Source organism: Saccharopolyspora griseoalba (genome assembly GCF_042665275.1).
GTDB lineage: Bacteria > Actinomycetota > Actinomycetes > Mycobacteriales > Pseudonocardiaceae > Saccharopolyspora > Saccharopolyspora griseoalba.
The window spans coordinates 804,581-820,892 of the sequence record NZ_JBHTCJ010000001.1 but is presented as its reverse complement, the minus strand read 5'-3'; the positions used below and the strand labels follow the sequence as shown (position 1 = coordinate 820,892).

General features: G+C 73.4%; 14 protein-coding genes. 8 read left to right on the top strand and 6 right to left on the bottom strand.

Going from position 1 to position 16,312, the window contains the following annotated elements; genetic code table 11:
- Positions 1–16 precede the first annotated feature (16 nt).
- The gene (locus tag ACFQRI_RS03815) at positions 17–214 is read right to left on the bottom strand and encodes a hypothetical protein (protein WP_380664410.1); all 198 of its coding nucleotides are present in this window, start codon (positions 212–214) and stop codon (positions 17–19) included.
- A gap of 127 nt (positions 215–341) precedes the next feature.
- Between ACFQRI_RS03815 and ACFQRI_RS03810 the strand changes: the two genes are divergently transcribed.
- The 8 genes from ACFQRI_RS03810 to hpnH all read left to right on the top strand — a co-directional run bounded on the left by ACFQRI_RS03810 (position 342) and on the right by hpnH (position 9,786).
- Positions 342–1,529 carry a dipeptidase gene (locus tag ACFQRI_RS03810; RefSeq protein ID WP_380664408.1) on the top strand — a complete coding sequence of 396 codons (1,188 nt, stop codon included), beginning with the start codon at positions 342–344 and terminating at the stop codon, positions 1,527–1,529.
- A 526-nt stretch (positions 1,530–2,055) separates the two neighbouring features.
- Complete coding sequence (gene hpnC, locus ACFQRI_RS03805; RefSeq protein ID WP_380664406.1) at positions 2,056–2,967, top strand: squalene synthase HpnC; 912 nt, start codon at positions 2,056–2,058, stop codon at positions 2,965–2,967.
- The gene (gene hpnD, locus ACFQRI_RS03800) at positions 2,964–3,827 is read left to right on the top strand and encodes a presqualene diphosphate synthase HpnD (RefSeq protein ID WP_380664404.1); all 864 of its coding nucleotides are present in this window, start codon (positions 2,964–2,966) and stop codon (positions 3,825–3,827) included. The genes hpnC and hpnD overlap by 4 nt, the downstream gene beginning before the upstream one ends.
- Complete coding sequence (hpnE, locus tag ACFQRI_RS03795; protein WP_380664402.1) at positions 3,824–5,182, top strand: hydroxysqualene dehydroxylase HpnE; 1,359 nt, start codon at positions 3,824–3,826, stop codon at positions 5,180–5,182. The genes hpnD and hpnE overlap by 4 nt, the downstream gene beginning before the upstream one ends.
- Complete coding sequence (locus tag ACFQRI_RS03790) at positions 5,179–6,201, top strand: polyprenyl synthetase family protein (protein ID WP_380664400.1); 1,023 nt, start codon at positions 5,179–5,181, stop codon at positions 6,199–6,201. Before hpnE ends, ACFQRI_RS03790 begins: the two co-directional genes overlap by 4 nt.
- A complete protein-coding gene (shc, locus tag ACFQRI_RS03785) occupies positions 6,198–8,126 on the top strand; it encodes a squalene--hopene cyclase (RefSeq protein WP_380664398.1) in 1,929 nt (642 codons plus the stop codon). The genes ACFQRI_RS03790 and shc overlap by 4 nt, the downstream gene beginning before the upstream one ends.
- Before the next feature lie 2 nt (positions 8,127–8,128).
- Positions 8,129–8,779: a 5'-methylthioadenosine/S-adenosylhomocysteine nucleosidase family protein gene (locus tag ACFQRI_RS03780; RefSeq protein ID WP_380664396.1), complete on the top strand. Its 651-nt coding sequence runs from the start codon at positions 8,129–8,131 to the stop codon at positions 8,777–8,779.
- Between the two features lie 2 nt (positions 8,780–8,781).
- A complete protein-coding gene (gene hpnH, locus ACFQRI_RS03775) occupies positions 8,782–9,786 on the top strand; it encodes an adenosyl-hopene transferase HpnH (protein WP_380664394.1) in 1,005 nt (334 codons plus the stop codon).
- Between the two features lie 82 nt (positions 9,787–9,868).
- On the opposite strand, the gene ACFQRI_RS03770 is transcribed toward hpnH, so the two are convergent.
- From ACFQRI_RS03770 to ACFQRI_RS03750, 5 genes are all read right to left on the bottom strand, one after another.
- Positions 9,869–10,603 carry an SDR family NAD(P)-dependent oxidoreductase gene (locus ACFQRI_RS03770; RefSeq protein ID WP_380664392.1) on the bottom strand — a complete coding sequence of 245 codons (735 nt, stop codon included), beginning with the start codon at positions 10,601–10,603 and terminating at the stop codon, positions 9,869–9,871.
- Positions 10,594–11,505 carry a DMT family transporter gene (locus ACFQRI_RS03765; protein ID WP_380664390.1) on the bottom strand — a complete coding sequence of 304 codons (912 nt, stop codon included), beginning with the start codon at positions 11,503–11,505 and terminating at the stop codon, positions 10,594–10,596. Before ACFQRI_RS03765 ends, ACFQRI_RS03770 begins: the two co-directional genes overlap by 10 nt.
- Entirely contained in the window at positions 11,502–13,856 is a 2,355-nt protein-coding gene (locus tag ACFQRI_RS03760) for a wax ester/triacylglycerol synthase domain-containing protein (RefSeq protein WP_380664388.1), read from the bottom strand. Before ACFQRI_RS03760 ends, ACFQRI_RS03765 begins: the two co-directional genes overlap by 4 nt.
- 120 nt (positions 13,857–13,976) lie before the next feature.
- A complete protein-coding gene (locus ACFQRI_RS03755; RefSeq protein ID WP_380664386.1) occupies positions 13,977–14,594 on the bottom strand; it encodes a carbonic anhydrase in 618 nt (205 codons plus the stop codon).
- A gap of 77 nt (positions 14,595–14,671) precedes the next feature.
- On the bottom strand, positions 14,672–16,192 hold the full coding sequence (locus ACFQRI_RS03750; protein WP_380664384.1) for an LCP family protein: 1,521 nt from the start codon (positions 16,190–16,192) through the stop codon (positions 14,672–14,674).
- Positions 16,193–16,312: the final 120 nt, after the last annotated feature.

Here is a 16,312-nt window from a genome sequence, read left to right as displayed (position 1 = left end):
CTGCGCACCCGTCGCGTCAACTGTCCACAACGGAGTGGTAATGGGTGAGCGCTGCGACGTGCTCGTCGATGACCACGTCGAGTTCGGCCAGCCGGTCGCGCAGCTCCTCGGCGCGCCTGCTCGACGCGCCCGGCAGTTGGGCGGCCAGGTGGCCGTACTCGGCCAGGGCCGCGGGGAGGTCGACGCCGTCGTGCTGCCTGGGAATCCGCTCCATGTCTCGATAGTGCGGCCCATTGCCCGATTCGTCGATTTGATCACGGGCCGCTCGCGCAGGTCCCGCCCGTCGCGCGCGGGCGGATATGCTCTTCGGTGCCAACCGACCGGGTGAACGGGAGAGTGCGATGGCGGACGAGCTGGTGCGGGCGCGCGAACTGCTGGCCGAGGTGCCGGTCCTCGACGGCCACAACGACCTGCCCTGGGCGCTGCGCCAGCAGGTGGGCTACGACCTCGACCGCCGCGACATCGCCCTCGACCAGTCCGCCGAGCTGCACACCGACCTGGACCGGCTGGCCGCCGGGGGAGTCGGCGGCCAGTTCTGGTCGGTCTACGTCTCCACCGACCTGCAGGGCGACCACGCGGTCAGCGCCACGCTCGAGCAGATCGACTGCGTGCGGGCCCTGGCCGCGCGCTACCCCGGGCGGTTGCAGCTGGCCGGCACGGCCGACGAGGTCGAGTCCGCCCGCGCCGCCGGGCGGATCGCCTCGCTGATGGGCGCCGAGGGCGGGCACTCGATCAACTGCTCGATGGCCACCCTGCGCGCGCTGCACGAGCTCGGGGTGCGCTACCTGACGCTGACCCACAACGACAACGTGCCGTGGGCGGATTCGGCCACCGACGAACCCGAGCACGGCGGCCTGACCGCCTTCGGCGTCGAGGTCGTCCGCGAGATGAACCGCCTCGGCATGCTGGTCGACCTCTCGCACGTCGCGGCCGACACCATGCGCGACGCGCTGGGGGCCAGCCGGGCACCCGTGCTGTTCTCGCACTCCTCGGCGCGCCAGGTCTGCGACCACCCGCGCAACGTCCCCGACGACGTGCTGGCGAAGCTGCCCGGCAACGGCGGGGTGGCCATGGCGACCTTCGTGACCAAGTTCGTGCTGCCCGAGTCGGTGCGCTGGGCCGCCGAGGCGCAGGCCGAGCTGGTGGAGCGCGGGCTCGGCGAGCTCGACACCTCGGCCGAGGCCAAGGCCGTGCTGGCGGCCTTCGAGGAGCGCAACCCGCGACCGGTGGCCACCGCGGCCACCGTCGCCGACCACCTCGACCACATGCGCGAGGTCGCGGGCATCGACCACGTCGGCATCGGCGGCGACTTCGACGGCACCGCCTTCGTGCCCGCCGACCTCTCCGACGTCGCCGGGTACCCGAACCTGCTCGCCGAGCTGCTGCGCCGCGGCTGGTCGCAGTCCGACCTGGCCAAGCTGACCTGGCACAACGCCGTGCGGGTGCTGCGCGACGCGGAGTCGGTGTCCGCCGAGCTCCGGCGCACCGAGTCGCCCTCGATCGCCCGCATCGAACAGCTGGACGGCTGAGCCCCTCGTCGCGGCGCCGGGCACCTCGGGTGGTGCCGAGCCGGGGACCTTGACCCCGCGAGCGCGGCGTCGCCAGCGCTCCGAGTCGAACACGCGCCCCGAGCTTGGGCGTGCGGGGCTCGTGAAGCTGCTGTTCGCTCTCCTCGGTCGTGGCAGAGCCGGTCCGGACCACCCGGAAGCGTTCCACCGGCACCAGGTCCGGCGCCGGCCTCGGGGGTGCCCGATGACGCCCTGACCGATCGCGCCCAGGCCGCCCCGGCGGCGGCGCTTCCAGTCGCCGTCGGTAACCGGATTGGTCCAATGTGGTCAGGGGTGGCCACTCGATCCGGCCACCTGCTGGCGATTCTGCGCGAGCCTCGCGCTTCGGATGTCCAATATGGAACCGGGACGAGGTCACCGGGGTTCGGCCCCGTCGAACACGGGCTCGAAGAAACCGGATCCGATGGGTTCTCCCTCGCCCTGCGGTGCGGCTGGGGCGCCCATACGATGCCGGTGCGCCTCCTGGCCGGTGGATAGGAGGAGGGCCATGGTCTTGTCGTTGCCGGACGACGCGATGTCCGGACAGGACTCCGAGCACCAGCGGGGTGATGCGCGTACCGGGGACTTCCCGCGCAGCGCCGCCGTGCTGTCCCGGATGTCCGCGGAGAACTTCCCGGTGGCGGCCCGCATCCTGCCCGGCGGTGTGCGCCAGCACCTGCACGCGCTCTACGGCTTCTTCCGACTGGTCGACTACGCCGGGGACGAGGCGCCGGGCAACCGGGAGGCGCTGCTGAGCTTCCTCGAGCAGGACCTGCACCGCGCCTACCGGGGCACCGCGCGCATCCCGATCCTGCGGCAGCTGCAGGTCACCGCCCGCCAGTGTGGCATTCCGCAGGACGTGCTGGTCAAGTTGATCGAAGCCAACCGGCAGGACCAGCACGTGCGCCGCTACGCCGACTTCGACGAGCTGTGCGACTACTGCGCCCGCTCGGCCAACCCGGTCGGCGAGGCGGTGCTGCACGTGTTCGACCGCGCCGAGACCGGACTGGTGGCGCTGTCCGACCGGATCTGCACCGCGTTGCAGGTCCTGGAGCACTGCCAGGACATCGCCGAGGACTACCAGCAGGTCGACCGGATCTACCTGCCGCAGAAGGACATGGCCCGGTTCGGCGTCACCGAGCAGGACCTCCTCGCCCCGCGGGCGAGCACCGCGCTGCGCGGCCTGGTGAAGTTCGAAGTGGACCGGGCGCGCCGGATGCTGCGCGACGGCAGCGTGCTGGTCGGGGAGCTGCGGGGCACCGCGCGCGTGGCCGTGGCCGGCTACGTCGCGGGTGGCCTGGCCACCGCCGCCGCCTTCGCCGCGGCGGGCCACGACCCGCTGGCAGCGGAGGTGCGACCCGGCAAGGCGCGCACCTTCCTGGAGTGGGGACGGCTGTTCGTGTTGGGAGGTACGCGGTGACCGAACCAGCGCGGATCCGCCACGCCTACGCGGAGTGCGAGCGCATCACCAGGGAACAGGCGCGCAACTTCTCCTACGGCATCCGGCTGCTGCCCGGGCCGAAGCGGCGCGCGCTGTCGGCCGTCTACGCCTTCGCCCGCCGGGTCGACGACATCGGCGACGGGGAGCTGCCGCGCGAGGACAAGCTGCGCGAGCTCAAGCAGTGCCGCGAGGCGATCCGCGCGGCCACCGGCGACTCCGACGACCCGGTGCTGGCCGCGCTGGCCGACGCCGCCAACCGCCTCCCGGTGCCCCTGGACGCCTTCGACGAGCTCATCGACGGTTGCGAGGCCGACGTGCGCGGCACCACCTACACCACCTTCGACGAGCTGCTGCACTACTGCCGCTGCGTGGCCGGCTCGGTCGGGCGGCTCTCGCTCGGGGTGTTCGGCAGCAGCGACCTGGCCGTGGCCAGGGTGCGAGCGGATTCGCTCGGCGTGGCGCTGCAGCTGACCAACATCCTCCGCGACGTCCGCGAGGACCACGGCAACGGCCGCGTGTACCTGCCCGCCGACGACCTCGCGCACTTCGAGGTGCCGGTGGAACCCGGCGAGGAGCTGGTGCCCGATCCGCACCGCTGGAGTCGGCTGGTGCGCTTCCAGGCGGCCCGCGCCGAGCGCTGGTACACCGAGGGCTTCCGGCTGCTGCCGATGCTGGACCGGCGCAGTCGCGCCTGCTGCGCCTCGATGGCCGGGATCTACCACGAACTGCTGGTGCGCATCGCGTCCAACCCGACCGCCGCGCTGGACTCGCGCACCTCCCTGCCGGGCTGGCGCAAGGCGAGCGTGGCGGCCCGCTCGCTGGCGGGGCTGACCCCGTGAGCGGCGGGCGGGTGGTGGTGGTCGGCGGCGGGCTGGCCGGTATCACCGCCGCCCTGGACTGCCTGGAAGCGGGCTTCTCGGTGCGGTTGCTGGAGGCCCGACCCCGGCTGGGCGGTGCGACCTACTCGTTCACCCGCGGCGACCTGGTCGTCGACACCGGCCAGCACGTGCTGCTGCGCTGCTACACCAGCTACCTGCGACTGCTGGAGCGGCTCGGCGTCGGGCACGGCGTGCGGCTGCAGCGGCGCTTCCGGGTCCCGGTGCTGGCCCCCGGCGTCAAGCCGGCCGAGCTGACCCGCTGGAACCTGCCCGCCCCGGCCCACCTCGCCCCGGCGCTGCTGGGCTACCGCAGGCTCGGCCTGGCCGAGCGCGCGCGGCTGGCCCGCACCGCGCTCGCGATGCGCGGCCTGGACCCCGCCGACCCGGCGCTCGACGAGATCAGCTTCGGGCAGTGGCTGCGCGACCGCGGCGAGACGCCCCGCTCGGTCGACGCGCTGTGGGGGCTGCTGGGCGTGGCCGCGCTCAACGCCGAACCCGAGAACGCCTCGATGGCGCTGGCCGCCAAGGTCTTCCGCACCGGGGTGCTCGACGAAGCGGCCAGCTGCGACATCGGCATCACGCAGCTGCCGCTGGCCGAGCTGCACGGGGAACCGGCGCTGCGGGTGCTGCGCGCCGCGGGCGCCGACATCCGGCTGCGCTGCAAGGCGCGCGCGATCCGGCGCACCGAAGAGGGCTTCGAGATCCCGATCCGCGAGCCCGCGGGCGAGACCGCGCTGCCCGCCGACCACGTGGTGGTCGCCACACCGCACCCGGTCGCCGCGCAGCTGCTGGCCGACCTGCCGGTGGCCGGCGCCGAGCGCTGGGCCGGCCTCTCCGCCGCCCCGATCGTCAACGTGCACGCCCACTTCGACCGGCGGGTCACCGACCTGGAACTGGCCGCGGTGCTGGACTCGCCCGTGCAGTGGGTCTTCGACCGCACCCGCGTCGCCGGCGCCGAGCGCGGGCAGTACCTCGCGGTGTCGCAGTCGGCCGCGTCCCGGGAGCTCGAGATGCGCACCGAGGAGATCCGCGAGAACTTCGTACCGGCGCTCCGCGAGCTGTTCCCGGCCGCCCGGAGGGCCCGGCTGCTGGACTTCTTCGTCACCCGCGAACCGAGCGCGACCTTCCGGCAGGCACCCGGCACCGCGGCGCTGCGCCCGGCCGCCGCGACCGAGGTGCCCGGGCTGGTGCTGGCGGGCGCGTGGACGGCGACCGGATGGCCGGACACCACCGAGGGCGCGGTGCGCAGCGGCGCGCTGGCGGCGCGGGAGGTTCGGCAGCAGCGAACCCGACGAGGTGTGGAGGTGACCGCATGACCACGGTCCTGCCCGAGGCCCTCGTGGCCGCGCGCGAGTCGGTCGAACCCGCCCTCCGCGCAGCGGTGGCGCGGTTGGACCGCGACACCCGCCGCGTCGCCGAGTACCACTTCGGCTGGAGCAACGCCGACGGCTCGCCCGCCGATGCCGGCGGCAAGGCGCTCCGCCCGGCGCTGGTCCTGGTGGCGACCCGCAGCGCGGTGGGGGAGCGGGTGGACGGCACCGGCGAGGTCGCCGGGGCCGCGGCCGTCGCGGTGGAGCTGGTGCACAACTTCTCGCTGCTGCACGACGACGTGATGGACGGCGACACCTCCCGCAGGCACCGGCCGACGGCCTGGACGGTCTTCGGCAGCTCCGCCGCGCTGCTGGCGGGTGATGCGCTGCTGTCGCTGGCCCCGGACGTGCTGCTGGAATCCGGTGCGCCGAACGCCGCGAGCGCGGCCCGCTCGCTGTCGGCCACCACGCGGGTGCTCATCGCCGGGCAGGCGGCCGACCTGGGCTTCGAGACCCGCGCCGACGTCGGGCTGCAGGAGTGCCTGGGCATGGCGCACGACAAGACCGCCGCGCTGATCGCCTGCGCCTGCTCCATCGGGCCGCTGAGCCTGGGCGCGCGCCGCGACGCGGTGCGCGGGCTGCACGCCTACGGCACCGAGCTCGGCATGGCCTTCCAGCTCGTCGACGACCTGCTGGGCCTGTGGGGCGAGCCCGAGGTCACCGGCAAACCCGTGCTCTCCGACCTGCGGGCGCGCAAGAAGACCGTGCCGGTGGTGCACGCGATGGCTTCCGGGACCGCTGAGGGCGAGCGGTTGCGCGAGCTCTACGAGCAGCCCGAGGCGCTCACCGAGGAGCAGCTGGCCGAGGCCGCCGAGATGGTGCGCCGCGCCGGATCCGAGGACTGGACCCGCAAGGAGTGCCGCCGGCGGCTCGCCGTCGCCGACGAGCAGCTCACCGCTGCCGGTCTCGACAACACCGAATCGCTGGGCGAACTGGCGGAATTCATCGTACGGAGGAAGCTGTGACCGAACTGCGGGCCGTCCATCCGTCCACTGCGGACATCCCAGCGCAGGGGACAGCTCGCGCGGACGCGCGCTCGGCCGCCCTGGCCGCGCGCGACCACCTGCTCTCCTTGCAGAGCCCGCAGGGCTGGTGGAAGGGCGAGCTGGAGACCAACGTGACGATGGACGTCGAGGACCTGCTGCTGCGCCAGTTCCTCGGCATCCGCACCGCTGCCGAGACCGAGCAGGCCGCGCGCTGGATCCGCTCCCAGCAGCGAGGCGACGGCACTTGGGCGAACTTCCACGGCGGGCCCGGTGACCTGTCCACCACCGCGGAGGCCTACGTCGCGCTCAAGCTCGCCGGCGACGACGTCGAGGCGCCGCACATGTCGCTGGCCCGCAGCTGGATCCTGGCCAACGGCGGCCTGGAGCGCACCCGCGTGTTCACCCGCATCTGGCTGGCGCTGTTCGGCGAGTGGTCCTGGAACGACCTGCCCGCCATGCCGCCCGAGGTCGTGCTGCTGCCGAAGTGGTTCCCGCTCAACGTCTCCGACTGGGCTTGCTGGGCCCGCCAGACCGTGGTGCCGCTGACCGTGGCGTGCACCCTCAAGCCGCGCCGCGACCTGGGCATCACGGTGCGCGAGCTGCGCACCGGAAGACCTGCCGACGAGCCGCGCCGCGAGCTCAGCTGGGGGTACGGCTTCCACCTGCTCGACAAGGCGCTGCACCGCTACCAGCGCCGCCCGGTGCGCGCCCTGCGAAGGCACGCGATGCGGCACGCGGCGGAGTGGATCGTGGCCCGGCAGGAGGCCGACGGCTCCTGGGGCGGCATCCAGCCGCCGTGGGTGTACTCGATCCTGGCGCTGCACCTGCTGGGCTATCCGATGGACCACCCGGTGGTGGCCAAGGGGCTCGCCGGGCTGGAGGGCTTCCTGATCCGGGAGCAGACCGACCAGGGCGTGGTGCGCCGCCTGGAGGCGTGCCAGTCGCCGGTGTGGGACACCGTGCTGGCCGTGCAGGCGCTGCACGACGCGGGCGTGCCGGGCGATCACCCGGCGCTGCGCCGGGCCGCGGACTACGTGCTCGCCGAGGAGATCCGGGTCAAGGGCGACTGGGCCGTCCGGCGCCCCGACCTGCCCGCGGGAGGCGGCTGGGCGTTCGAGTTCGAGAACGACGGGTATCCCGACATCGACGACACCGCGGAGGTGCTGCTGGCGCTCAACCGCGTCGACCACCACGAACCGGAGGAGATCCGCGGCGCGGTGCGGCGCGGCCTCCGGTGGTTGCGCGGCATGCAGTCCGCCGACGGCGGCTGGGGCGCCTTCGACGCCGACAACACCCGGCGACTGGTGCGCAAGCTGCCCTTCTGCGACTTCGGCGAGGTCATCGACCCGCCCTCGGCCGACGTCACCGCGCACGTGGTGGAGGCCCTGGCGGTCCTGGGCGACCACGACGAGGTGCTCCGGCGCGGCGTGCGGTGGCTGCTGGACAACCAGGAGCCCGACGGGTCCTGGTTCGGTCGCTGGGGCGCCAACCACGTCTACGGCACCGGAGCCGCCGTGCCCGCGCTGCTGCGCGCGGGAGTGGACCCGGAGCACCCGGCGCTGCGGGCCGCGGTGCGCTGGCTGGAGCGGCACCAGAACCCCGACGGCGGGTGGGGCGAGGACCTGCGCTCCTACGACGATCCGGCCTGGATCGGCCGCGGCGACTCGACCGCCTCGCAGACCGGGTGGGCGCTGCTGGCGCTGCTCGCCGCCGGTCGCCGCGACAGCGATGCCGCCCTGCGCGGCATCTCCTACCTCGCCCGAACCCAGCGCGGCGACGGCGGTTGGGACGAACCGCAGTTCACCGGGACCGGGTTCCCCGGCGACTTCTACCTCAACTACCACCTCTACCGGCTGATCTTCCCGCTCACCGCCCTCGGTCGGTACCTGCGGGACGAGGAGTGACCATGCCGAGAACGCTGATCTGCGCGCCGATGCGGGTCGAGGCCCGGGCGCTTCGCTCCGCCCACCTCGGCGAACCCGTCGGCAGGGAGACGTTGCGCCGCGACGGTCTCAGCGGCGACACCACCGTGCGCCGCACCGGCTACGGGGCGAGGCGCAGCGCGCACAGCGCGGTGCGCCTGCTGGCCGCCGACTTCGACGTGCTCGTGGTCGCCGGGTTGGCCGGCGGGCTCGCCCCGGAGGTGCGCAGCGGTGACGTGATCGTGGCCAGCGAGGTCCGCACCCGCGCCGAGGTGCTGCCCTGCACCACCTCGGACTCGCTGGCCGAGGAGCTCGCCCGGAGCGGCTTCCCGGTCCGGCACGGCCCGGTGGTCACCACCGACCGGCTCGTGCACGGCTCGCGGCGCGCCGAGCTGGCCGCCACCGGCGCGCTCGCAGCGGACCTGGAGTCCGGCGTGCTCGGCCAGGCGGCGGGGGAGCGGCCGCTGGCCGTCGTGCGGGTCGTGGTCGACGCGGTCGGCCACCCGCTGCTGCGGCCCGGCACGGCGCGGCGCGGCCTGGCCGCGCTGGCCCGCTTGCACGCCGTCGGATGCTGCTTGCGCCGCTGGAGCAGGCACATCCCGCCGGAAGTGCACACCACTCGCGAGGAGGCCTAACCATGGGTATCCCGATGCGCCAGGCCATCCGGGTCGGCGGCTACCTGCTCAAGCAGAAGCTGGCCCGGCGGGACAAGTTCGCGCTCACCCTCGAACTGGAGCCGTTGTTCGCCTGCAATCTGGCGTGCGCGGGGTGCGGCAAGATCCAGCACCCCGCCGACGTCCTCAAGCAGCGGATGCCGGTCGAGCAGGCGCTGGCGGCCGTCGAGGAGTGCGGCGCACCGGTGGTGTCGATCGCCGGCGGCGAACCGCTGATGCACCCGCAGATCGAGGTGCTGGTCGACGAGCTGGTCAAGCGCAAGAAGTTCGTCTACCTGTGCACGAACGCGCTGCTGATGCCCCGCAAGATCGACAAGCTCACGCCCTCGCCGTACTTCTCCTTCGCGGTGCACATCGACGGCCTGGAGGAGCGCCACGACGCCTCGGTGTGCAAGAAGGGCGTGTTCGCCCAGGCGGTGGACAACGTCAAGGACGCGCAGCGGCGCGGTTTCCGGATCACCACCAACTCGACGTTCTTCACCACCGACACGCCGCAGTCGGTCATCGAGGTGCTCGACTTCCTCAACAACGAGCTGGAGGTCGACCAGATGATGCTCTCGCCCGCCTACGCCTACGACAAGGCTCCGGACCAGGAGCACTTCCTCGGCGTGACCGAGACGCGGGAGCTGTTCAAGAAGGTCTTCGCCGACGGCAGGCGCCGCAGGTGGCGGTTCAACCACTCGCCGCTGTTCCTGGACTTCCTGGAGGGCGAGATCGATTTCGCCTGCACCGCCTGGGCGATCCCGTCGTACTCGCTCTACGGCTGGCAGCGGCCCTGCTACCTGATGAACGACGGGTACGCGCAGACCTACCGCGAACTGCTGGAGGACACCGACTGGTCGGCCTACGGCCGCGGCAACGACGCCCGCTGCGCCAACTGCATGGCCCACTGCGGCTACGAACCCACCTCGGTGCTGGCCACCATGGGCTCGCTCAAGGAGTCGATCCGAGCCGTGCGGGAGGGCTAGGAGCTTTCGGCGGTCGCGTCACCGGCGCAGCACCCGCGGTGCGAGCCCTCGCCGCGGGTGCTGCGCCGGCAGCCGCGCGACTTCACCCGAACCGGCGGGACAACCCGTGGAACATCTCCGGCAGCGCGCCGCCGATGCGGGCGGGCAACGTCAACCAGCCCGGCACGAACACCTCGGCCCGCTCCCGCCGCACCCCGCGCAGCGCGGCTGCGGCGACCTCGTCGGCCTCGACCATGCGGGGAAACCGCCGGGCGTAGTCGCGCCCGGCGAAGAACGGCGTGCGCACCGCCCCGGGCAGCACCGCGGTGACCCGCAGGCCTTCGTGGCGCAAGCTCGCCGCGAACGCCCGCACCCCTGCCTTCGTCGCCGCGTACACCGCCTCCTCGCGCACCCCGACCGCCGCGATCGAGGACACCACCACCAGGTGCCCACCGCGCTCGGCCAGGCCCGGCAGCAGCGCGCGGGTGAGCCGCAGCAGCGCGGTCAGGTTGACCTCGACGAGCTCGCCGATGCGCTCGGGCGGCATCGCGTCCAGCCGCCCCTGCCAGCCGATGCCGGCGCTGTGCACGACCAGGTCGGCCTCCGCACCCGCCTCGGCCACCCGTTCGGTCCCGCCCGACGAGGCCAGGTCCGCGGCGAGCGCGCGGCCACCGGTGGCCGTCGCCACCCCGTCGAGCCGCTCCTCGTCGCGCCCGGTGAGCACGACCTCGCAGCCCAGCCCGGCCAGGCGCGCGGCCAAGGCCGCGCCGATGCCGGAGGAAGCGCCGGTCACCAGCGCGCGGGACAGCCGGGTTCCGTCGCGCCGGATCAGCCCCACGTGCTCGCCCCCTCCTGCTCGGCCATCGCCCGGCGCAGCTGCTCGCTGCGGCGGGCCAGCAGCACGATGCCGCCCACGATCGCCACCGCCGCGAGGGTCTCCCCGGCCAGCGCCGCCGAGGAGTACTCGATGCGCTCGCCCAGCCAGCTCACCCCGATCGCCGCCGACACCAGCGGGTCGACCGTGGTGATCACCGCGAGCGCGGGCGACATGAGCCTGCCGCGCTGGAAGGTCTGCTGGCTGAGCAGGAAACCCAGCGGCCCGATCGCGCACACCACGTACAACGACCAGTGCGTGAACGGCTCGAAGATCCCGCCGGTGCGGAAGTACCCGGCCACCACCCGCATCAGCCCGGCCGTCACGCCGTAGAGGATCCCGGTGGCCACCGCCAGCGCCACCGCCACGAACTCGCCCCGCAGCCAGCGCGCGGCGAGCAGGGACAGCAGCACCAGCAACCCCAGCAGCAGCGCCAGCGGCAGCACCGGTGCACCGGTGAAGTCGCTGCCCTGCCCGGACGGGCGCGCCAGCAGCAGGAACGCCGCCAGCCCGCCCGCGCAGGCCAGGCCGCCCAGCGCCAGCACCCAGTCCATCGGCCGCCCGGCCAGCCACGCGGCGAAACCGGCGCCGAACAGCACCGAGGTCACCAGCAGCGGCTGCACCAGCACCAGGGGACCGAACGCCAGCGCCACCACCTGCAGCGACAGGCCCACGATGACGGTTCCGATGCTGAGCACCCAGATCGGCTTGCGCACCAGGTCCCACAGGATGCGCGGGCTGAACGTGCTCACCTGCGGAACCTGCTTGGTGACCCGGTGCTGGATCGCGCTGGCCAGCCCGAAGCTCGCGGCGCCGATCACGGCGGCGGGAACCGCCACGCCCAGCACCGTTCCGGCCGAGCTCACCGCCGCCCCCGCATCTCGGCGAAGGCCTCCCGCAGGTGATCGGTGAACACCTCGGCGTGCGGGGCCAGCGCGGGATCGGTGGTGACGCCGAAGCCGAAGTGCTCGCCCCAGGCGATCGCGCCGACCGCCAGGCCCACCCCGTCGGCCAGCGACAGCACCGGCAGCACCTCGGTCAGGCGCACCCCGGCGACGTGCGTCGGCCGGCGCTGCCCGGGCAGCACCGACACGATCGCGTTGAAGAACCGCCGGTGGTAGACCTTGCGCACCACCCAGCGGTGCAGCCGCGCGGGCAGCAGGCCCATCGCCGCCATCGCCGCCCCGGCGGCCAGCGGCTGTCCGGTGTCCTCCAGCTCGGTGAGCTTCCGCGCGACCGCGCGGATCCGCCAGGCGGTGGGCATCGGACCGATCGGCAGGTCCACCGCCAACGACTGGGTGTGATTGCCCGGCGCGCTCATGCCCGCTCCACCGCGCCCCGTGCGCGCCGTGCGCGGCACCATCACGCGGAACCGCGCGTCGCGGTCGCGCGCTCCGCGCGCGCGGTGCAGCGCCTCGGCGACCAGCCCCAGCAGCAAGCCGGTGCTGGTCACCCCGTGATCACGAGCGGCCGCGCGCACCTGACCGGCGGGCAGGGTGACCTGCCCGAACGAGCGCTCCGGGCTGGACTTCCCGGTCCAGCACCGGTTCGGCGGGCCACCGGACAGCGCCAGCCCGGTCAGCCCGCGCAGCAGCTCGGGAACTCGTCGCAGCCACGAGGAGTTCGCCCGCCCGGCGGGCGCGGAGTCCGGTTGCCGCTCGTCGCACAGCAGCCGGATCAGGTTGCTGGTCACCGCCACCCCGTCGCCCAGCGCGTGGTGCATCTTGGCCGCCACGGTGGCCCGCCCGGTGAACGGGTCGTGCAGCACCAGCAGCTCCCACGGCGGCCGGTCGGTGCGCACCGGCTCGGCGAAGAACTCGGTGAGCACCTCGTCGAAGACCTCGGCGGGCTGCAGCTGCCGGCAGCTGACGTGGTCCTCCGGGGCGATCTCGTCGTGGATCCACTGCGGACGCCTTCCCGGCAGGTCCACCAGCCGGCGGCACAGCATCGGCAGATCCGGTGCGCGCTGGCGGACCCGCCCGACGAGGTGCTCGGACCACTGGGGCAGCGAGCGCGCGGACTCCGCCAGCCGCAGGATCGCCCCGGTCTGCTGGGTCACCTCCGGGGTGGTGGCGTGCACGAAGAACGCGTCCTGCGCGCGCAGCGGCCGCAATCCGTGGTGCCGCGGCAAGGTGGCGAGCTCGGCCACCTGCTCGGTGAAGTCCGCCGAACCGCTGTGCTTGAGCGCTCGCTCCTCGCGCTCGGTGAGCTCGGCGGGATCGCTGGCCCAGCGGCGGAGCGTCGCGGTCAGCTCCGCCTCGGTCGGGCACAGCTCGGCGAGCCCGGCCTCGGCCATCAGCTCGGCGTTGGCCCGCCCGTGCCCCGCGATCGGCTCGAACATCGCCACCGTGCGACCGCAGGCCAGCGCCTCCAGCGCGGTGGCCCCACCGGCGTTGGTGACCACGACGTCCGCGCAGGCCAGCAGCCCCGGCATGTCGTCGGTCCACCCGATGGGGACCAGCCGCGGATCGCCGCGCTCGGCCAGCTCGCGCCGCATCCGCTCGTTGCGCCCGCACACCACCAGCACCCGGCAGGCCGGGTCGGCGCGCAGCGCGGCGTCGGCGGCCCGCTGCATCGCGCCGAACCCCAGCGCGCCGCAGGAGACCAGCACGGTGAACGCCGAGGCGGGGACGCCGAGCTCGGCACGCGCGGAAACGCGGTCGCGCGGCCGGAATTCGCGTCGAACCGGGGGTGCGCTCACCGCGCCGACCGCGTCCGGCTCGGCGCGGTACATCGCCCGCAGGCTCGCCTCGCTCATCACGTGGTGCAGATCGGCCTCGGGGTAGACCCAGAACGGGTGCGGTGCGAAGTCCGAGACGACCGCGGCCACCGGCACGTCGGCGAGCTCGCCGTGCCGGCGCATCCAGTCCAGCCCGGCGGTGCCCAGCGGGTAGGTCGACACGATCAGGTCCGGGTCGGCGGCGAGCACCTCGCGCCGCAGCAGCGGCCCGCACCAGGCGCCGACGAAGCGCCGGCAGGCGTTGGCGAACCAGCGGTAGCGCCAGAGCGAGTCGTAGAAGAAGTCGTAGAGCCACGGCGTGGTCTCCACGTTCGTGGCGTAGATCCAGTTGAAGGTGCTCGGCACCCAGCGACCCATGGTGCGCAGCGCGTCCAGCCACCGGATCTCGCAACCCGGCCACACCCGCCTGGCGGCCTCCTCGACGGCGCGCGCCGTCGCGTTGTGACCTTCACCGATGGTGGCGCTGATCAAGAGCACCCGTCGTGGCTGCGGGCTCAAACGACCGGTTCCTTTCGCCATGCACGTGTGTTAGTGCAGGCTAACGCGAACGGAACCGGTCGGCTTCCCGAACGCGGCCGGGGCCCTGGCCGCGACCGCCTAGGTCAGCGGTCCGCGACTCGCCACCTGGCGGACCGTGCCGTCGCCGAGCCGGTAGGACAGCCCCGCGATCGCGCACTTCCCCTCGCGCACGCGCTCGGCCAGCACCGCCGAGCGCGACAGCAGCAGGTCGGTGGTGCGCTCGACGTGCACGTCGACGATGTCGTCGACCTCCTCGACGCCCTCGGCGCGGGCCGATAGCACGCTCGGGGTGACCTTCTCGACCAGGTCGCCGATGTAGCCCTGTGGATTGGCGCCGTCGACGGTGGCCTGCCGGGCGGCGGTGACGGCGCCGCAGGAGTCGTGCCCGAGGACCACGACCAGCGGGGCGCCCAGCGGGCCGACCCCGTACTCGATGCTCCCGAGCACCTCGGGCCCGGCGACGTGGCCGGCGGTGCGCACCACGAACAGGTCCCCGAGACCCTGGTCGAAGATGATCTCGGCGGCCAGTCGCGAGTCCGAGCAGCCGAGCAGGACGGCGAACGGCTTCTGGCCGGGGACGAGCGCGGCGCGGTGCGCGGCGTCCTGGTTGGGGTGCTCGCAGGTGCTCTCGACGAATCGGCGGTTGCCTTCGAGCAGCAGTTCGTAGGCTTCGGCAGGAGTGGACGGCCTGGACATGCCCTAGAAGATAATCCGCGCCGGCCTCGGCCACTGCATCGAGTGGCCGAGGCCACTTCGAGATCCACTGTGCTCGGTCAGTTCACGCAGGGGATGTCCGCGGCGTTGATCGGCGGGTCGGAGGAGCCCTGCGTCTGGGCGTGCGCCCGCCCGTCGAGCGCGACGGCCTTCGGCGGTGCGAAACCGGGCGCGGCGGGGCCCTCGTAGTCGGTCCCGAGGATCACCTGGACGCGGCCCTGCGCCATCGAGTCCTGCGCTTCGGTCGGCACCCCGCCGAGGGTTTCGGCGACCTTCTCGGCCACCGGTGCCGCCCCCGGTCCGTACTGCACGACGGTGCTGGTGCGCGAGCCCGAGTTGCCGATGCCGCCGGTCTCGAAGCCCTGCTGTTCGAGCTCGCCGCGCACGTCCTCGGCCAGCCCGCTGATCCGCGTGCCGTTGAGCACGTCGACCTGGGCATCGGTGGCCTGCTGCGAGGTGGTCGGCGGAGGCGGCGTGCGCTGGCCGGGCGGCAGCGAGGCGTTCTGCACGGCTCGCTTGACGTCCTGCGGGTCCACCTTGATCGCGGTGCCGTCCGACGGGGTGTCGTACTCGGAGTCCTCGATCGGGATGGTGTTGAACTGGATCGCCCCCGCGGCCAGCCCGCGCAGCCGCTGGGCGAACCCGAGCACGTCGGTGTCCCCGCCGAGGTCGAGCACGACCGAGTCCTGCACCGAGCGGATGAGCCCGCGCAGCCGGGAGGGGCTGGCCAGCACGCCGGTGGACATGGCCTTCTGCGCCAGCCCGGCCAGGAACGCCTGCTGGCGCACCACCCGGTCGAGGTCGCCGCGGGGGAGTCCGTGCCGCTGCCGGACGAACGCCAGCGCGTCGGGCCCGGAGATGGTCTGCGGGCCGGCCTTGAAGTCGGCGCCCGAGTAGGAGTCGCTGGTGGCGTCGTTGAGGCACACCGGAACCCCGCCGACGGCTTCGGTGATCTTCGCGAAGCCCAGCAGGTTGACCTCCGCGTAGCTGTCGATGGAGGAGCCGGTGAGGTTCTCGATGGTGCGCACCAGCAGCTTGCGGCCCGCGTCGTCGCCCGCCTTCGCCAGCGCCTTGGGGTCGGTGACGCCCTTGGCCTGCTGGGCCTGCTCCTCGGCGAACTTCCCGCGCCCGTAGGCCGAGTTGATCTTGTGCTGGCCTTGGCCCGGGATGGAAACGTAGGAGTCGCGCGGGAAGGAGAACCCGACGGCGCGCGAACCGTCGTTGGGGATGTGCAGCAGGATCAGCGAGTCGGTCAGCGCCGCCTCGTTGGCGCCGGCGTGCAGCTCGCGCAGCACCTCCTCGGGAAGCGGATTGCCGTGCGCGTCGGTGCGGCTGTCCATGCCGACCAGCAGGATGTCGATCGCCCCGTCGGCGCCGCCCTGGGTGACCTCGCTGGTGGCCAGCCCGTCGAGCAGGTGCCGGTAGTTGTTCCAGCCGTATCCGGTGATCACCAGCATCAGCAGCGACAGCGCTGCCGCCAGCAGCTTCGGGCCGATCGGTGCGCGGCGCTTCGGCGGTGGGCGGCGTGGTGGGCGCCGCTGCGGCGGGCGCGCCGACTTCCTGTCGGATGGTGGTGGCACACTTCCTCCGTCGGTTGCGCCGCGTGTTCGGCGCTGGGTCGACGGTTCCAGGATTCCAGCCGCGTCGGGCGCACTCCGCGAGTTTCAAGTAATCCAATCGCGTCTTGTTTCAACACGATC